This window comes from Fimbriimonadaceae bacterium (assembly GCA_019454125.1).
Taxonomy (GTDB): Bacteria; Armatimonadota; Fimbriimonadia; order Fimbriimonadales; family Fimbriimonadaceae; genus JALHNM01.
Map to the genome: position 1 here is coordinate 903,885 of CP075365.1, position 16,068 is coordinate 919,952.

A 16,068-nucleotide genomic window follows, 5' to 3' on the forward strand; every position below is an offset into this window, starting at 1 on the left:
TGCATAATTTGCCCCCGTCAGGCCAAGTTCGGCCCGGCAAAACAAGTGGTGGTACACAAGAACATGAAAAAACTGATCAGCATTCTCATGCTGGGCTCCCTCTTCGGCCTGTTGGCCGTTGGTTGCACCCCGACCGAGGGCGAGGGCACGACCGGCGAGAAGGTCGAGAACGCGATGGACAAGGCCGGTGACAAGGTCAACGAAGGAATGGACAAGGCTGGCGATGCCGCCGGCAACGCGGCCGAGAAGATGAAGGAAGGCGCCGCGAATGCGGGCGAGGCGGTGAAAGAAGGCGCCGAGAACATGAAGGAAGGGGCCGAGAAGGTCGGTGACGCTGCCAAGGCCGGCGTCGACGCGGCCAAGGAAAAGATGAAGGAGGACGACGGCCACGGTCACAAAGAGGGCGAGAGCCACTAAGTGACGGACTCGCGGGGCCGAGTCCGGCCCCGCGTCATCCCTGCTCGGCCCGGCCCTTGATCGCCTTGAGCGTGTCGTCCATATTCTTGACGACCAGGCCGTGCAAGACCTTCTTCACCAAGGCTCCGATACCTGGCACGGAATACTCGTAGTCGAGCACGCTCTCGAACCTCGTGCCGCCGGCCTCTTCCCGGAACGTCCACTCTCCGGACATTGAGTCGTAATCCCCTGAAACCTGGCGGAACCGGCACACCTTGGCTGAGTCGTCCCAAAGGTCTTCCTGCCGCCACCGGACCTTCACGTTGAAGGCGGAGACGACCCCCACCCAGTCGCTCACGATGCGACCTCCGTCGCGCTCCACGATCGTCAACGATTGGACGTCCTTCATATATTCGGGAAAGGCCTCGTTGTCCTTGGCGATCTCGTAGACCCGCTCGATCGGCGCTTCGATGAGGACGGTGGTTTCCACCCTTGGCATTCCCACGAGTTTGATCGATACGGCCCTCGGGCCCGGGAATGAGAACGACGCGGGGTGGCAAGCGTCCTAGTAGGAAAGCCTCTCGGGCATACTCGCGCCCGTCGACGCGTTTTCTTAGAGAGACAGACCTGATGAGACTTCGGATCCTCCTCGCCCTTGTGCTCGCGCCCCTCCTGGCACTGGCGACCGGTCACGAGCACGCCAGGTACGGCGCCTTGCCGCCGGCCGTGGCCGCGATCCTCGCACGGGTCGACGAGAGGCACGAGAAGGACTTGGCGGCCGACATCGCCCTGGGCAAAGAGGCGGCCAAGGAGGTCGCGAAAGAGACCAAGCTGAGCGAGGACGCCGAGGAGACGGCGCGGGTCCAGAGGATCGGAGACGAACTCGCCAAGATCGCGAACCAGACCATGGTGAAGGTCACCTGGGGCGACTCCCGCCTCAACGCGTTCCACTACGAGTTTCACCTCCTCAAGGGCGACGAGGTCAACGCGTTCTCCCTTCCCGGCGGGTTCATCTACGTCTACGAAGGGCTGGTCAGTTTCGCCGAGACGGACGACGAACTGGCGGGCGTCCTCGCCCACGAGATCGCCCACGCCTCGTTTCGACATGTGGCGACGCTTCGGCGCGAGCAGAGCAAGTTCGACGTGATCAACATCCCCTTGATCGTCGCCGCGATCCTTTCCCGGAGCTCAGAGGCCATGCAGATCACGCAAGGCGTCGGCCTCCTCAACCAAGCGGTCTATAGCGGCTGGAGCCTGAAAGCGGAGGCCTCGGCCGACTACGGCGGCCTCCAATACATGCTGGCCAGCCAGTACGAACCGATGGGGATCCTCACCTTCATGGAGCGTCTTGCGTTCCGCGACCGCTCCAAGCCACAGATCGACTGGGGCATCTATCAGACCCACCCGCCCTCGGCGGACCGTGCCCGCGCCCTCATCCAGCACTTTAAGGAAGCGGGGGTCGAGATTCGGCGCAGTAAGTCCTCTACGTCGCTTCGGGCGACGGTCGCCCCGGGCGAGGACAACCAAGTCGACGTCTTCTTTGGGAAGGCGCTGGTCTATAGCTTCATGGGAGAAGACGCCCTCACCCGTGCGGACCAGTCGGCGGAGGCGCTGAACGCGTTCTTCGATTCGGTGCCCGCCATGTACGAGGTGGAACTGGTCGGCGGCACGCGGGTCATGGGCCGCTACGTCGAGTTGTTGGAAGCGACCCCGGACGACGGCGACGGCTACAGGGAAAAAGCCGACGCCGCGTTCAAGGCCATCAAAAAGCTGGTCTTCGACCTCAACTACCGCCTCTGGCCCAACCACGACCGGGCGACGGCCGACCGCTGAGGCGCGAAGCCGCGCTCCGGACGGCGACGACGACCCGCTCGGACGTCTCCCTGCCATTGAAAGAGAGGTGCGCCTCGTAGCCGCCCCGGTCATAGTCGCTCGGTTCCAGGACGTAACCGATCCAGCCGTTGGCGTGAGAAACGACCAAGGTGCGGGCAAAGCCCCGAGACTTCCCGACCGATTCCAGCCGCCGCCCGAGGGCCGAGCTTGGCTCTCCCGGCACGCCGATCAGGAGAGTGTCCCCGACTGCCACAAGCGATACGGAAGCTGCGGGCGGGGCAAAACGCTGGACGAGAAGCTCGGCCATGGCGTCCGGGATCCCGTACTCCTTTGCGAACTCGGGGTGCGGTTTGGGCGGGTCCAACTTGATCGGAGCTGCGCTCCAGCCGAGGCCCATCTTGGATTTGACGGGGGTCGCGGCGAGCACGGCCTCCTCGAAGACTCGGGCGAACGTGCGCGGACGGTCCTCACCCTCGACCTTTGGCGAGACGTCCCCGATCGCGCCGACGAGGACCAAGCCGGCGGAGCGGTCTGCCAAGGCGCCCGGCCAGTCGCCCGAAAGACGGAGCTGCTCGGGGCCCAAGAGCGTCGCGTGGGCGGCATAGTGCGAAATGCGCGCGCCCATGAGGGTCAACTGGGTCGCGAGCGGACTGGGCCTCGCATGGTCGCGCCGAGGCCGGTTGAGGGCCACCCGGGCGGAGCGGACCTCGGCCGTGTCCACTGCGCGAGGCTGGGCGCATTCCGCTTCGCGGATGCATTGCGCGACACGGTCGGCGTACCACTCGAGCCAGCGCTCGCGGTAGGTCGCGATGCCGGGGACGGCCATCGTCATGCGGGGGTTCAGCATCTGGCTGTCCGGGGCGCAGTGGGTATGGGTCGCAGTCAAGAAGAGCCTCACGTCCGGGACCTGCCGGCTCACCGCGTCTCGCAGCCCCTCGGGAATCGTTAGAGTTTCCAGTGACACGATTGCGACGCGTAAAGAGCCTTGCTCCAGCAGGACGCAGCGGGCGGACAGCCGTTCCGGCCCCGGCTGGAACAACGCCCCTTTTCGTTCGGTGTAGCCGCCGAGGGGCAGTGGTTCGGGCGGCACGACGTCGAGCCTTGCCGTCGAAACCCAGACTTGGGGCGACCCGAGCGCAAGGGCCAAGGCGAGACTGGCAAAGGGCACGGGCGCATGATGGCACGCCCCGCAGGGCTGCCAGGGCTCTGCTACACTACGCCCGATGAGCTTCGCCGCGCAGTTGGCGAACGACTTGGTCCAGGTCGATCCCGGTGCGACAGCGACCCTTGCGGTCGAGGTGGCGAACCGAAGCGACCAGCCGACGGCCTTTGACGTAACGGTGGAAGGCCTGGATCCGTCGTGGGTCGCCGTGCCCGTCGCGCACTTCACGCTGGACCCGCGCGAGGTGCGGTCTGAGCGCATCTTCATCAAACCCCCACGCGAGACCGAGAGCGTGGCGGGCACCTACCCGTTCGTCCTGAACGTGCGGACTTTGGAGACGGGCGAGACGAAGAGCATGCCTTGCGTTCTCGAGGTGAAGTCGTTTCACAACTTTAGCGTGGACGTCCAGCCTCGTCGCGCCTCCGTCTCCCCCTTTGCCCGCGACACTCAGTTCGAGGTCACCGTGATGAACCTCGGTAACAGCGAGCAGACCATGCAGATGTTCGCGACGGACCCGGAAGGGCTGTTCGCGTTCGAGTTCGACGCGGACCAGGTGCTGCTCGGTCCCGGCCAGCAACGCTCGTTGAGCCTCTCCGCTTCGGCGACGCGCAGCGCGCTGCTCGCCAATTCTCGCCTGGCCAATTTTTCCGTGAGCGCCCGGAGCACGGCAAACCCCGCCGTCGCCGCCGCTTCGACCGCCCAGATCGAGCAAAAGGCGCTCGCCACGCCGGGCGCGTTTCTTCTCTTCTTGCTCGTCCTGGGCCTGGCCGCCGCCTGGCTCGCGCTTTGGCCGAAGGCCCCCACGATCGAGAGCCTGACCGTGACGCCGAACACGGTGCAAGTCGGGCACGAGGTCAAGATCGAGTGGAGGACGGCGAACGCCCGCCAGGTCAAGGTGAGGATCGGCAGCGAGTTCCAAGACCGTCTCCCTCCCGTGGGCTCGACCACGTTTACCCCTCAGCAGGCGGGCGACTACGTCGTCGAGGTCTTGGCGACGAACGGCCAGAACACGACCCGCGACGACACGGAGAGGATCAAGGTCACAGAGGCGCCCGTGATCCCCGAGCCGCGCATCCTGGAACTTTCCACCGAGAAGAAGGAACTTGCGCTTGGCGAGAAGTTCACCCTTCGGTACAAGTTCGCGGAAGGAGTCACCCGGGCCACGCTCATGCCCATGCAGCGCGAGCTGGACGTCAAGGAGGATGGCATCCTGCTTGGCGCCGACGAGGTCGGAAAGATCGACCTGACGGTCAAGGCCTATAACGAGGCGGGCGCCATGGTCGAGCGAACCGTCTCCGTCAGCGTCGTCAAGAAGAGCGCGGCCCGAATCGTCAAGTTCACGGCCGGCCCGAAAGAGCTCACCGGCCCGGGAGACGTCACTGTCGACTGGACCGTCGTCGACGCCGCCCGGATCGAGTTGGAGGTCGGCGAGCAACGCACGTTGCTGACGGAGCCGACCGGCACCCGCCTCATTTCGGTGACGGCGGACACGAAGATCCGGATCGTCGCCCTCGACCGAGATGGACTCGCGGTGAACTCGGACGTGGTGACGATCAAGGTGAAGCAGCTTCCTCCTCCGCCGGAGACCACGGGCGGGACGGCAGGAGAGGCGGGCGAGAACATCGGAGGAGGCACGACCGGATGAGGCGCGCGCTCGTCTCCGTGACGGACAAGACCGGGATGGTGGAGTTCGCCCGCCTCTTGTCCGCCGCCGGATTCGAGCTCGTGAGCACGGGAGGAACCGCCGGGACCCTGCGCGAGGCAGGGCTCGCGGTGACGGAGGTCGCCGACATCACCGGCTTCCCGGAGATTTTGGGCGGGCGGGTGAAGACCCTCCACCCCGCGGTCCATGGGGGGCTGCTCGCCGACTTGCGCCGTGACGAGCACCGAGCCCAGCTGGCGGAGCACGGGCTTGCGCCCTTCGAGGTCGTCGCCGTCAACCTCTACGCCTTTGAGAAGACCGTGCTGGGGGAGCCGACCCTCGACCAAGCCGTCGAATCCATCGACATCGGTGGCCCGGCCATGGTCCGCGCCTCGGCGAAGAACTTTGCGAACGTCACCGTCGTCGTGGACCCGTCCGACTATGCGCGCGTTGGGGAAGCCCTTACGAAAGGCCCGACGGACCTGGCCCTCCGTCAAGAGCTCGCGGCAAAGGCGTTTCGTCACACCGCCTTCTACGACTCGCTCGTTTCGCGGTACTTGACCGGGCTCGAGGACGAGCCGTTCCCGACCGAATTGACGATCGGGCTTCGACGCGTCCAGACCCTGCGCTACGGCGAGAACCCGCACCAGAGGGCCGCCGCCTATCTCGACCCCCTGGCCGCTTCCGGCATCGCCCGGGCCAAGAGCCTTTGGGGCAAGGAACTGAGCTACAACAACCTGCTTGACGCCGACGCGGCCTGGGAACTGGTCTCGGACCTGCCGGCGGGGTCTTGCGCGATCATCAAGCACGGCAACCCGTGCGGGGCGGCCTGCGCCAAATCGTTGGGCGAGGCCTACTGCCTGGCGCGCCAGGCTGACCCGGTCAGCGCTTTCGGCGGCATCGCCGCCTTCCACGGGGAAGTCGACCGGGAAACGGCTGAGGCGTTCGTCGAGAAAGGGAACTTCCTGGAGATCGTCCTCGCCACGGGATTCACGCCAGAAGCGCTGGACCTTGTCAAGGGGAGGTCTGGCTGGGGCCAAGACGTGCGGTTGCTCGAAGTCCCCGTTTCGCCAGCCCAGTCAGGGACGACGCTCCGCTCGATCCGCGGCGGCTACTTGGTTCAAGAAGGGGACGAAGAGCCGCTCTCCGAGTGGCGGGTCGCCACGTCGCTGGCTCCCACGGAGATGCAGTGGGCGGCCCTCCGCTTCGCCTGGAAAGTGGTCCAGCACGTGAAGTCGAACGCCATCGTCATCGCCCTGCCGGACCGTCTCTTGGGGGTCGGTGCGGGCCAGATGAACCGGGTCCAGTCCGTCCGGCTTGCCTTGGCCCAAGCAGGCGAGGAGGCAAGGGGAGCGGCCCTGGCCAGCGACGCCTTCTTCCCCTTCTCCGACAGCGTCGAGACGGCGGCCGAGGCCGGCATCGGTTGCATCGTGCAACCTGGGGGCAGCAAGCGCGACGCCGAAGTCGCCGCCAAGGCGGAGGAACTGGGAGTCCCGCTCGTCTTCACCGGAGTCCGCCATTTCCGGCACTAACAGCCGACAATTTGTAACAACGGTGGGCTAGAATACGTCCTAACGTCTGGAGCACAGAGTCATGAAGAGTCAAAACGACCTCATTGTTTCGATCGTGGCGGGGGTTGTCGCCATCGGAGTTTTCTGCGGTTTCTTTTTCACCAAGCGCCAGCCGATCAAGCCGGCTGACCCGACCCCGGTCCCGCTTCAAGACGCCAAGATCGCAGAAGGGAACGTCACTTTTGCGAACAACCTTCCGGGCGGCGGCCAAGGCGCCCCTGGCGGAGCTGCGATCGGTGGCGCAGCACCCGGCGCGGTCGGCGCCGGTGGCTTCCGCCGAAAGCAGGGCGGCGCCGCGGGCGTCGGTAAGTAGTCGCAGGACCAGACCCGCCAGTTCCGCAAGTCGGCCCAGTCGCGGGCCGGCCGGTGTGTCATTGTTCGGTCTTAGCTTGGCAGGTGACCCGTATTCCTGACGGCCTTGCTCCAGGCGCAGAGAGGGAATGGGTAGCAACGGGCATGGCGGTGGCTTCTGGAGGACGTTCCAGAAGAGGTTCACGAGCGAGATCGGCATCGATCTCGGGACCGCGAACACACTCGTCCACGTCGCCGGCCGCGGCATCCTGATCCGCGAGCCCTCGGTGGTCGCCCGCAACAAGGACACGGGCGAGATCCTGCAGGTGGGTGAAGAAGCGCGCCGCATGCTCGGCCGCACGCCTGCAAACATCGTCGCCACCCGGCCCCTCCGCGATGGTGTCATCGCCGACTACGACATGACCCGCGCGATGATCGCGAAGTTCATCAAGATGACGCGCACGGGCGTCACACTCTTCCAGACCGTCGTCGTGGGCATCCCGAGCGGCGTCACCGAGGTCGAGCGGGACGCGGTCCTCGAGGCGGCCAAGAGCGCCGGCGCCCAGAGGGCTTACGTCATCGAAGAGCCCATGGCGGCCGCGATCGGCGCGGGCATGCCGATCGTCGAGCCGATCGGCTCCATGATCGTCGACATCGGCGGCGGCACGACCGAGGTCGCCGTGATCTCGCTCGCGGGCATCGTCCACTCGCGCTCGATCCGCGTCGCGGGGGACGAGATCGACGAAGCGATCTCCGCCTATGTCCGGCGTGCCTATAACCTCTTCATCGGCGACCGCACCGCCGAACAAGCAAAGATCGAGATCGGCTGCGCCTATCCCATGGAGGAGGACTTGGAGATGACGGTGAAAGGGCGCGACCTCGTCACGGGCCTGCCCCGCAGCGCCGTGATCCGCAGCGACGAAGTGCGCGTCGCGATCCAAGAGCCTCTTACCGCGATCGTCGAAGCGGTGAAGCTCACGCTCGAGGCCACGCCGCCGGAGCTCGCGGCCGACTGCATGAACCAGGGGATCGTGCTCGCAGGGGGAGGGGCGCTCCTGCGGGGGATGGACCGGCTTATCCAGCGCGAGACGGGCATCCCCGTCCACATCGCCGCCGACCCCCTCAGCTGCGTGGCGATCGGAACGGGCCATATGCTGGAGGTCCTCCACGAAGAACCGGCGATCCGCCGGATGTTGGAGAAGGCGTCGCGAAGTTAGAGACCTCGACCCGCACCGATTGGGCCGCCCTATTCGCGTTCCTCGCCATAGTGGCGGCGCTCGGCGTTTACCAGAACCGAGAGCGCTCGCAGGGTGGGGCCGATCGGGTCTCCGCCACCGTCCGCGCCGGGCTCCTGCCCGCGGTGGTCGCAATCAATGGCCAGGTGCGGACGTGGACGGACTCGCTCAACGCGAGCCGCAAGGGCCCCGCGGACGAGGCTGAGCTAAGGCGGCTCCGCCAGCTCAAGATCGTCTGGGCGACCTACTCGGAACAGACCAGACGGCTTCAAGCGGACATCGCGCGGCTGCAGAAGCTGCTCGACCAGCCCAACTACGGCCGGGAGCGGATCGCGGTCCGCATCGCTGCCTATTACCCGCTTGAGAACCGGTTCGAGCTGCTCGCTGGCGAGCGTCAGGGCCTTCGTCCGGGGCTTGCGGTCGTCGGCCCGCACGGTCTGCTGGGCGCGGTGCAGACCGTCGAGGCAGACCGGAGCCAGGTGCTCTTTGTGACCAGCCCGGCCCTCCAGATCGGCGCTTTGGTCGAGTCCACGCCGCGCGTTCCCGGGCTCATCCGGGGGCAAACGCCGCGCCGCCTGGTGATGGACGTCCTCGACCTCGGCGAGATCCAGCCGGGCTCGAAGGTGGTGACCTCTGGGCATGGAGGGACGATCCCGCGCGGGATCGAGATCGGCACCGTGAGCGAAGTCGTGCTGGACCCCAGCTATGGGACGCGTCGCGTCTATGTCGTCCCGTCGGCGGACATGGCGGAAGTCGTCGAGGTTTGGGTGCTGAAATGAGGGCCCTGGGCTATCTGGCGTGGCTCTTCGCCGCCGTCACCGCCGTCGTTTTGGCGCATTCCGCGCTCGCCCTTCCGCGGTTGGGCGGGGCTCGGGCGGACCTTCCCTTGGTCGTGGCGCTGCTCTCGTCCGCCTACCTCCGCCCGGCCGGATCGGCCTCGGTCGGGTTCCTCGTGGGGGTGTTGGAAGGCTGCCTCCGAGGGGCCGACCTCGTGGCCTACGGAGTCTCCCGCACGCTTGTCTCGTTCGCGGCTGCCTTCGTCGGGAGGACGGAGTTGAAGATGACCCCGTTTGTCGCTGGGCTGATCGTCTTGGTCGGCACGGTCCTGATCCGCCTTTTGCACCTCTTCCTGGCTCCGCCCTCGGACATGGGAGGGTTCCTTACGGATACAATCGGGACAGCGATTTACAACGGCGTGCTCGCTGCCTTGTTCGACCTTGTCGTCCGGCGTGTGGCGCGGCGTGAAGAAGGTTGACAAGACATGAGCGAAGTAAACGTTCTCGAGATGGCTCGCCAGCAACTGGCGAACGCGGCACGCTACTTGGATCTGGACGAAGGCTTGCACGCGGTTCTCGCGACGCCGAAACGCCAGGTCATCGTCAATTTCCCCGTGGTCATGGACAGCGGCGAGGTCCGCTGCTTCGAGGGCTACCGAGTCCAACACAACGTGAGCCGGGGCCCCACCAAAGGCGGCATCCGCTACCATCCTGAGGTCGACCTCGACGAGACCACCGCCCTATCCATGTGGATGACCTGGAAGTGCGCGGTCGTCAACATCCCCTATGGAGGCGCGAAGGGCGGCGTCAAGGTCAACACCAAGGAGCTTTCCAAGCGCGAGCTTGAGAAGCTGACCCGGCGCTTCATTACGGACATCAACATCATCGTCGGCGAGCGGAGCGACATCCCCGCGCCGGACATCGGCACGAACGCCCAAGTCATGGCTTGGATCATGGACACCCTCTCCATGCAAGCTGGCTACACCGTCCCCGGCGTCGTCACCGGCAAGCCGATCGAACTGGGCGGCTCCGAAGGGCGCGTCGAGGCCACCGGCCGAGGCGTCGTGGTCTGCACCGAGGAAGCCTGCCGCGTGCTGGGCATGGAGCTTTCGGACTGCAAGGTCGTGGTGCAGGGCTTTGGCAACGTCGGTTCTGTCGCGGCCGAACTGGCCGAAGCGGCCGGTGCCAAGGTCATCGCCGTCAGCGACGCCACCTGCGCCATCTATAACGAGAAAGGTCTGCCGATCAAGGAGCTCTACCAACGCTACAGCGGCGTTGAGGGCGGGATCCGAAACTACAAGGACTGCACCCAAATCTCGAACGCCGAGCTGCTGGAGCTGCCGTGCGACATCCTCATGCCGTGCGCGATCCAGGGCCAGATCACGGCAGAGAACGCAGGCAACGTCAAGGCCAAGATCGTGGCCGAGGGCGCGAACGGGCCGACCACGCCGGAGGCCGACCAGATCCTGAGCGACAAGGGCATCTTCGTCGTCCCGGACATCCTCGCCAACGCGGGCGGCGTCGTGACCAGCTACTTCGAATGGGTGCAAGACCTGCAGAACTACTTCTGGGAGGAAGAGCAGGTGAACGACCGCCTGGCCCGCATCATGCGCAGCGCTTTCGCCGCCGTCTACCACACCCGGGAGAAGCACAAAGTGGACATGCGGACCGCGGCCATGATCATCGGCGTCGACCGCGTCGCCCACGCCACGACGATCCGCGGGATCTTTCCGTAGGTTCGGGTTGGTTCGGGTCTGTTCGGGGGTTTGACCTCAGACCCCTCCCGTCCCGAACCTCCGACTAACCCGAACCCCCGAACCAACCGCCCCACCCCAACGCCCCGCCTGCGCTATAATCGCATTCCGCCGCGCGGGTGGTGGAATTGGTAGACACGCTACCTTGAGGTGGTAGTGCCCACAAAGCGTAAGAGTTCGAGTCTCTTCCCGCGCACCATTTTAGGTTCAAACCGGCCCAGGGGGTGACACGTCCTCTTCATGCCTCGGCATGCCCCGTGCCGAGGCTAAACTGGTCAATCGCGAGGCTTGCCCGGAGGGCAGCCAGCAGCCCGAACACTTACCAGGTTTACAGCATCTCATGCCTCGGCACGCCCCGTGCCGAGGCTCTTTCGATGGTGCCCGGGCGCGGATGGGTTCTCATGCCTCGGCACGCCTCGTGCCGAGGCTAGACTCCTGCCGTGCGTAATCGGCACTGGACGAACTGGGCGCAGGCCGCCGGTGGCGTTCGTGACCACGACCGCACTCTCATGCCTCGGCACGCCCCGTGCCGAGGCTCTTTCGATGGTGCCGTGGCGCGGATGGGTGAGACTTGGTCATGGGGTCGGGAGTGCACGACGTACACGAATCGAAGGCGTTGTCTGGGACAGCCTCGGCACGGGGTGTGCCGAGGCATGAAGAAACCAACGAGAAGAGAGCGTTCACCAGGCAGAGTTACTAGGTTACCACTCTCCCGTAGCGCTCGCTAAGTGAAGAATACGTATTCATGGCGTATCATGAGGCGAGAGGCAACGCCGCCCATGCTGAAGCCGCCTGCATTTCTGCTCATCCTCGCCGTCGTCGCCGGTTCTGGCGCCCAAGACCTGGTCGTCAACCCACCGGCGATCAACGTGCTCAAGGCGGGGCAGTGGCGGGTCACCCCGATCCAGCCGAAGGACTGGGAGGGCGAGCTGACCGCGACGGTCACCACGACCCAGGGCAACATCGACCTCTACCTCCGCAAGGGCGCGGCCCCGACCTTGACCGACTTCGACGCGGCCTCCATAACCAACAACCGGACGGAGACCGTCAGGCTGACGAACACGAGCCAGCCAGCCCTGACCAGCGACACCTGGTACATCGGGCTCTACGCGAGGGGGACGAGCTTTTACACGGCTTCGAACAGGGTCGCCCAGGTGCCATCCAGCCGGCCGGGGAACGGGGCGGTGCCGTTCGCGGGAGGCACGACCTTCCGGCTCTGGGCGCCTTTCGCGACCCAGGCCAACGTCGCCGGGCCTTTCAACGGCTGGAACGACTCGAACGCGAAGCTGGTGGCGGAAGGGGGCGGCTGGTGGTCGCTCGACTACCGTCGGACGGTGCCGGGCCAGCAGTACAAGTTCGTGCTGCGCAACGGAAGCCAAGTGCTCTGGAAGAAGGACCCCTGGGCCAAGGCGCTGGTCAGTTCCAACGGCAACGCGATCATCCACAACCCCAACGCCTACGCCTGGCAGACGAACAACTTCGTCACGCCGGCCTGGAACGACCTCGTGGTCTATGAGACCCACATCGGCACGTTCAACGACACCCCGGGGGGCAAGCCAGGGACCTTTTCGACCGCGGAGCAAAAACTGGACTATCTGCAGGGCCTCGGGGTGAACTGCATCGAACTGCTGCCGGTGCAGGAGTTTCCCGGCGATTACTCTTGGGGATACAACCCCTCCGACCCGTTCTCGGTGGAATCGGCCTATGGCGGCCCGGACGCGCTGAAGTCGTTCGTCGACAAGGCGAACGCGCGCGGCATCGCGGTGCTGCTGGACCTGGTCCACAACCACTACGGGCCGAACGACCTTGATCTGTGGCGGTTCGACGGCTGGTCGCAGGGGTCTTGGGGCGGGATCTTCTTCTACCAGGACGATCGTGCGGTGACCCCTTGGGGCAACACCCGGCCGGACTTTGGCCGCCAAGAAGTGCGCGATTATATCCGCGATAACCAGCGCCAATGGTCGGAAGAGTTCCGTGTCTCCGGCTTCCGTTGGGACTCGGTGTTGAACATCCGGACGACGAACCGCGGCGACAACGCCGTCGGTTGGGAACTCCTGCAAACTTTGAACAACGACTTGGACCAGCGCCAGCCCTGGAAGATCAACATTGCGGAGGATCTACAGAACAACAATTGGGTGACGCGCGAAACCGGCCAGGGTGGCGCGGGCTTCGATTCCCAGTGGTCTAACTTTGTCCATACCGTGAGGGCCGCGCTCATTACGCCGGACGATAACTCTCGCGACATGAACGCGGTGGCCGGGGCCATAACGGAACGCTTCAACGGCGACGCCTGGCGACGAGTCATCTATACGGAAAGCCACGACGAGAACGCGAACGGACGCCAGCGCGTCCCGAGCGAGATCGACGCCTCCAACCCCGCCAGCTATTGGGCTCAAAAGCGCTCGACCCTCGGTGCCGCCTTGGTCTTCACCGCCCCTGGAATCCCGATGGTCTTCCAGGGCCAAGAGATCCTTGAAGACGGATGGTTTGCCGATAACGACCCGGTCGATTGGAACAAGCTAAACCTCTATCCAGGGATCAATCTTCTCTACCGGGACTTAATCCGTATGAGGCGGAACCTCGGCGGAACGACGGCAGGCTTAAAAGGGCAGGGCCTGAACCTTTATAAAACGGACAACGCGGCCAAGTTGATCGCCTTCCACCGTTATGACCAAGGCGGGGTCAACGACGATGTCGTCGTCTTATTGAACTTCAAGAACGCGACCGTCAACAACCTCCGACTGGGTTTTCCGAACGCAGGACGGTGGCGCGTGGTGTTCAACAGTGACGCCAGGGTCTATTCGCCTCTCTTCGGCGACCACTTCACTCCGGACGTCGACACCCAAACGGTGCCGTGGGACGGGCTGGGTTACTCGGCGCTCGTGAGCGTCGCGCCCTATACCGCTGTGGTTTTCGCCCGGGGCTAGTTGGGATGGATCCACTCGGCAAACTGGTCGGAGGTGACCCGGCGAGGGGCTTGGACCTGGTCGATGTGGCTCTCCAGCACGGGGATCATCTCGGCGAACCGTTCGAGGGTGTCGGTGGTCTCCAACAGCCTCTGTTTCTCGAGGTTCGCGACCTGCAGCAAGTTCGCCACCACGAACGAGAGGGTCGTCGGCTCTTGTGGGAGCTTGATCTTCGAGACCCGCACCTCGAACCTGGCGAAGTAGCTTTCGATATAGGTTTGCACCAGCTCCCGTGCCCGGCTCAGGACGGCCTCGGTGCGGGGGTCGTCCTCGAGTTCGAGCTCGATGACGGATTCGACCCAGCCCACCGTATATGGGCGGTCGTAATCGAGCCGACGGACCCGGAATCTGCGTTCACCTTGAACACGGACGTCCATTTTGCCGTCTTCGTACGTGTGAACGCTCATGATGCGGACGGCCGTCCCGACCATGTAGGGTTCCGCATCGCCGACTTCGCTCCCGCTCCTGATCAAGACGATGCCGAAGGGCCGGTCAAACTGAGTGCAATGCCGAATCATCTCCCGATACCGATCCTCGAAGACGTGCAGTTGAAGCTGCGCGTACGGGAAAAGGACCGTATCCAGGAGAAAAAGGGGCATCTCCTCAAGGCGATCGCCCATCGGCAGCAAGTATAGCCGGGATGCGGAGGCGGCCCGCCCCAGACCGTTCGCCAAAGGTATCCTCCCCATGCCCCACTTCGACGATCGAGAAGCCTTGACTATGACTCAGACAAACGGGACGCCCGAACCGGAAAACCTCTTAAAGAGGATCGCAGAACTCGAGGCAGAAAATCAAAGGCTGAAATCAAGTGAATCGGCCAAGGCGCAGGGCGAGACGTTGCCCCGGCCGACTCCGATGGAGTCAAGTGCGGACGTCGCCCCGATCCAAGAAGGGGACGTCACCCTCCGCCGCCTGGTCCAGCGGATCGCCATGATCCTGCAAGCCGAGAAGATCGTGATCATGTTCTATGACCGCGAGCTTGGCGAACTGATCGGCATCCCGCCCGCCTACGGCCTGGAAGACGGCAAGCTGGACCATTTCCGGGTCCGCGCGACCCAGGGCGTCAGCGGCGAAGTCTTCCGCTCGGGCGAGCCCCTCATCTTCCACGACGCCCTGAGCGACGAGCGAACGAGGAAGGACATGGTCTCGCTGATGCACGTGGCCAACGGCATTACGGTCCCGCTCATCATCGAGAAGCGCGACGAGGAAAACCGCGTCATCGAGCGGACCACGATCGGCGTCCTCCACGCCTTCAACAAGCGGCACGGGGAAGATTTCAACGACGAGGACGTGCGGCTGCTGGAGCGCATGGCCCGCAACGTCAGCTCGATCATCGCGAACCTCCAGCTCTATAGAGAAGTCGTCGAGGAGAGGGAAGAGCTCCTTCAGACCTTCGAGTCCGTTACGGTCGGCTTGATCCTGGTCTCGCCCGAATCACGCGTGAGCCAGATGAACAGCTCGGCCCGATTCATCTTTGAGGTGGGCAGCGACTCGATCGGTAAACCCTTCGGCGAAGTGGTCAAGAACGACGCCGTCCAGGAAACGATCACTGCAGTCCTTCAAGGTGTAGAAGCGCATAAGAAGGACGTGATCATGGTCCGCCAGGGCAGAGAACGCTTCTTCGAACTGCAAGCCACGCTGGTGAAGAACGAAGAAGGCCGGAACCTGGGGGCGGTCGCGATTTTGAACGACGTGACCGAGCTGCGCAACATCGACAAGATGAAGTCAAGTTTCGTGGCCATGGCCTCCCACGAGCTGCGCACGCCCCTCACCGCGATCAAAGGCTTTAGCAGCACGCTCTTGGAAGGGCTTGACGACGAGATTTATGGCCGGGAAGAGCAACGCGAATTCCTTGGCATTGTCGTCCAAGAGTGCGACCGCCTCCGACGGCTGATCGACGACTTGCTGAACACGGCCCGGATCGAAGCCGGCGAAAGCTTGAAGCCGAACTACAACCGCTTCCAGATCGCGCCGCTGCTGGACAAGGTCGTGGTGGTTCAGAACCAAGCCTCGCACAAGCACAACGTCTATAAGATCCTGCATACCGACCTGCCGGAAACGATCGTGGGCGACGAGGATAAGCTCGACCAGATCCTAACGAACTTGCTTAACAACGCGATTAAGTACTCGCCCGATGGCGGCGACGTCATCGTCCACGCAACTTGGGACGGCGACGAGCTCGAGATGGCCGTGGAAGACCAAGGGATCGGTATTCCGCAGGAACACTTGATGAGGGTTTTCGAGCGTTTCCACCGAGTGGACAACGAGGACAACCGCAAGATTTATGGCACCGGCCTTGGCCTCTTCCTCGTGAAGCACCTTGTCGAGGACGTCCACCTTGGCAAGATTTGGGCGGAGTCCGAAGTCGGCAAGGGTTCGACGTTCAAGTTCCGCATTCCGGTGGAACTGGACATCGACGAGGCAAAAGCCCGAAACCATTAA

14 protein-coding genes and 1 tRNA gene are annotated in these 16,068 nt (G+C 64.3%); 12 read left to right on the forward strand and 3 right to left on the reverse strand.

Going from position 1 to position 16,068, the window contains the following annotated elements:
- Window positions 1–63: 63 nt before the first annotated feature.
- Complete coding sequence (locus KF733_04495; GenBank protein ID QYK56743.1) at window positions 64–417, forward strand: hypothetical protein; 354 nt, start codon at window positions 64–66, stop codon at window positions 415–417.
- Window positions 418–451: 34 nt separating this feature from the next.
- Here KF733_04495 and KF733_04500 read toward each other — a convergent pair whose 3' ends face one another.
- On the reverse strand, window positions 452–895 hold the full coding sequence (locus KF733_04500; protein QYK56744.1) for an SRPBCC family protein: 444 nt from the start codon (window positions 893–895) through the stop codon (window positions 452–454).
- Window positions 896–1,026: 131 nt separating this feature from the next.
- Between KF733_04500 and KF733_04505 the strand changes: the two genes are divergently transcribed.
- Window positions 1,027–2,229, forward strand: coding sequence for a M48 family metalloprotease (locus KF733_04505; protein QYK56745.1), 1,203 nt, complete (start codon window positions 1,027–1,029; stop codon window positions 2,227–2,229).
- Here KF733_04505 and KF733_04510 read toward each other — a convergent pair.
- Window positions 2,180–3,397, reverse strand: a complete 1,218-nt coding sequence (locus tag KF733_04510) for a hypothetical protein (protein ID QYK56746.1) — start codon at window positions 3,395–3,397, stop codon at window positions 2,180–2,182. The genes KF733_04505 and KF733_04510 overlap by 50 nt on opposite strands.
- A gap of 55 nt (window positions 3,398–3,452) precedes the next feature.
- Here KF733_04510 and KF733_04515 point away from each other — a divergent pair, with 55 nt between their 5' ends.
- From KF733_04515 to KF733_04555, 9 genes are all read left to right on the forward strand, one after another.
- On the forward strand, window positions 3,453–5,036 hold the full coding sequence (locus tag KF733_04515) for a hypothetical protein (GenBank protein ID QYK56747.1): 1,584 nt from the start codon (window positions 3,453–3,455) through the stop codon (window positions 5,034–5,036).
- Entirely contained in the window at window positions 5,033–6,565 is a 1,533-nt protein-coding gene (purH, locus tag KF733_04520; protein QYK56748.1) for a bifunctional phosphoribosylaminoimidazolecarboxamide formyltransferase/IMP cyclohydrolase, read from the forward strand. The genes KF733_04515 and purH overlap by 4 nt, the downstream gene beginning before the upstream one ends.
- 61 nt (window positions 6,566–6,626) lie before the next feature.
- Entirely contained in the window at window positions 6,627–6,917 is a 291-nt protein-coding gene (locus KF733_04525) for a hypothetical protein (protein ID QYK56749.1), read from the forward strand.
- Between the two features lie 127 nt (window positions 6,918–7,044).
- Window positions 7,045–8,112 carry a rod shape-determining protein gene (locus KF733_04530; protein QYK56750.1) on the forward strand — a complete coding sequence of 356 codons (1,068 nt, stop codon included), beginning with the start codon at window positions 7,045–7,047 and terminating at the stop codon, window positions 8,110–8,112.
- Between the two features lie 50 nt (window positions 8,113–8,162).
- Window positions 8,163–8,909 (forward strand): rod shape-determining protein MreC, encoded by a 747-nt coding sequence (locus tag KF733_04535; protein ID QYK56751.1) that lies wholly within the window; start codon window positions 8,163–8,165, stop codon window positions 8,907–8,909.
- Window positions 8,906–9,385 carry a hypothetical protein gene (locus tag KF733_04540; protein QYK56752.1) on the forward strand — a complete coding sequence of 160 codons (480 nt, stop codon included), beginning with the start codon at window positions 8,906–8,908 and terminating at the stop codon, window positions 9,383–9,385. The genes KF733_04535 and KF733_04540 overlap by 4 nt, the downstream gene beginning before the upstream one ends.
- Before the next feature lie 6 nt (window positions 9,386–9,391).
- Complete coding sequence (locus KF733_04545; GenBank protein QYK56753.1) at window positions 9,392–10,642, forward strand: Glu/Leu/Phe/Val dehydrogenase; 1,251 nt, start codon at window positions 9,392–9,394, stop codon at window positions 10,640–10,642.
- A 131-nt stretch (window positions 10,643–10,773) separates the two neighbouring features.
- Window positions 10,774–10,859: transfer RNA gene (locus KF733_04550), tRNA-Leu, on the forward strand.
- A gap of 556 nt (window positions 10,860–11,415) precedes the next feature.
- Entirely contained in the window at window positions 11,416–13,587 is a 2,172-nt protein-coding gene (locus tag KF733_04555; GenBank protein ID QYK56754.1) for an alpha amylase C-terminal domain-containing protein, read from the forward strand.
- Here KF733_04555 and KF733_04560 read toward each other — a convergent pair.
- A complete protein-coding gene (locus tag KF733_04560; protein ID QYK56755.1) occupies window positions 13,584–14,246 on the reverse strand; it encodes an LON peptidase substrate-binding domain-containing protein in 663 nt (220 codons plus the stop codon). The genes KF733_04555 and KF733_04560 overlap by 4 nt on opposite strands.
- Before the next feature lie 100 nt (window positions 14,247–14,346).
- Between KF733_04560 and KF733_04565 the strand changes: the two genes are divergently transcribed.
- On the forward strand, window positions 14,347–16,068 hold the full coding sequence (locus KF733_04565) for a GAF domain-containing protein (GenBank protein QYK56756.1): 1,722 nt from the start codon (window positions 14,347–14,349) through the stop codon (window positions 16,066–16,068).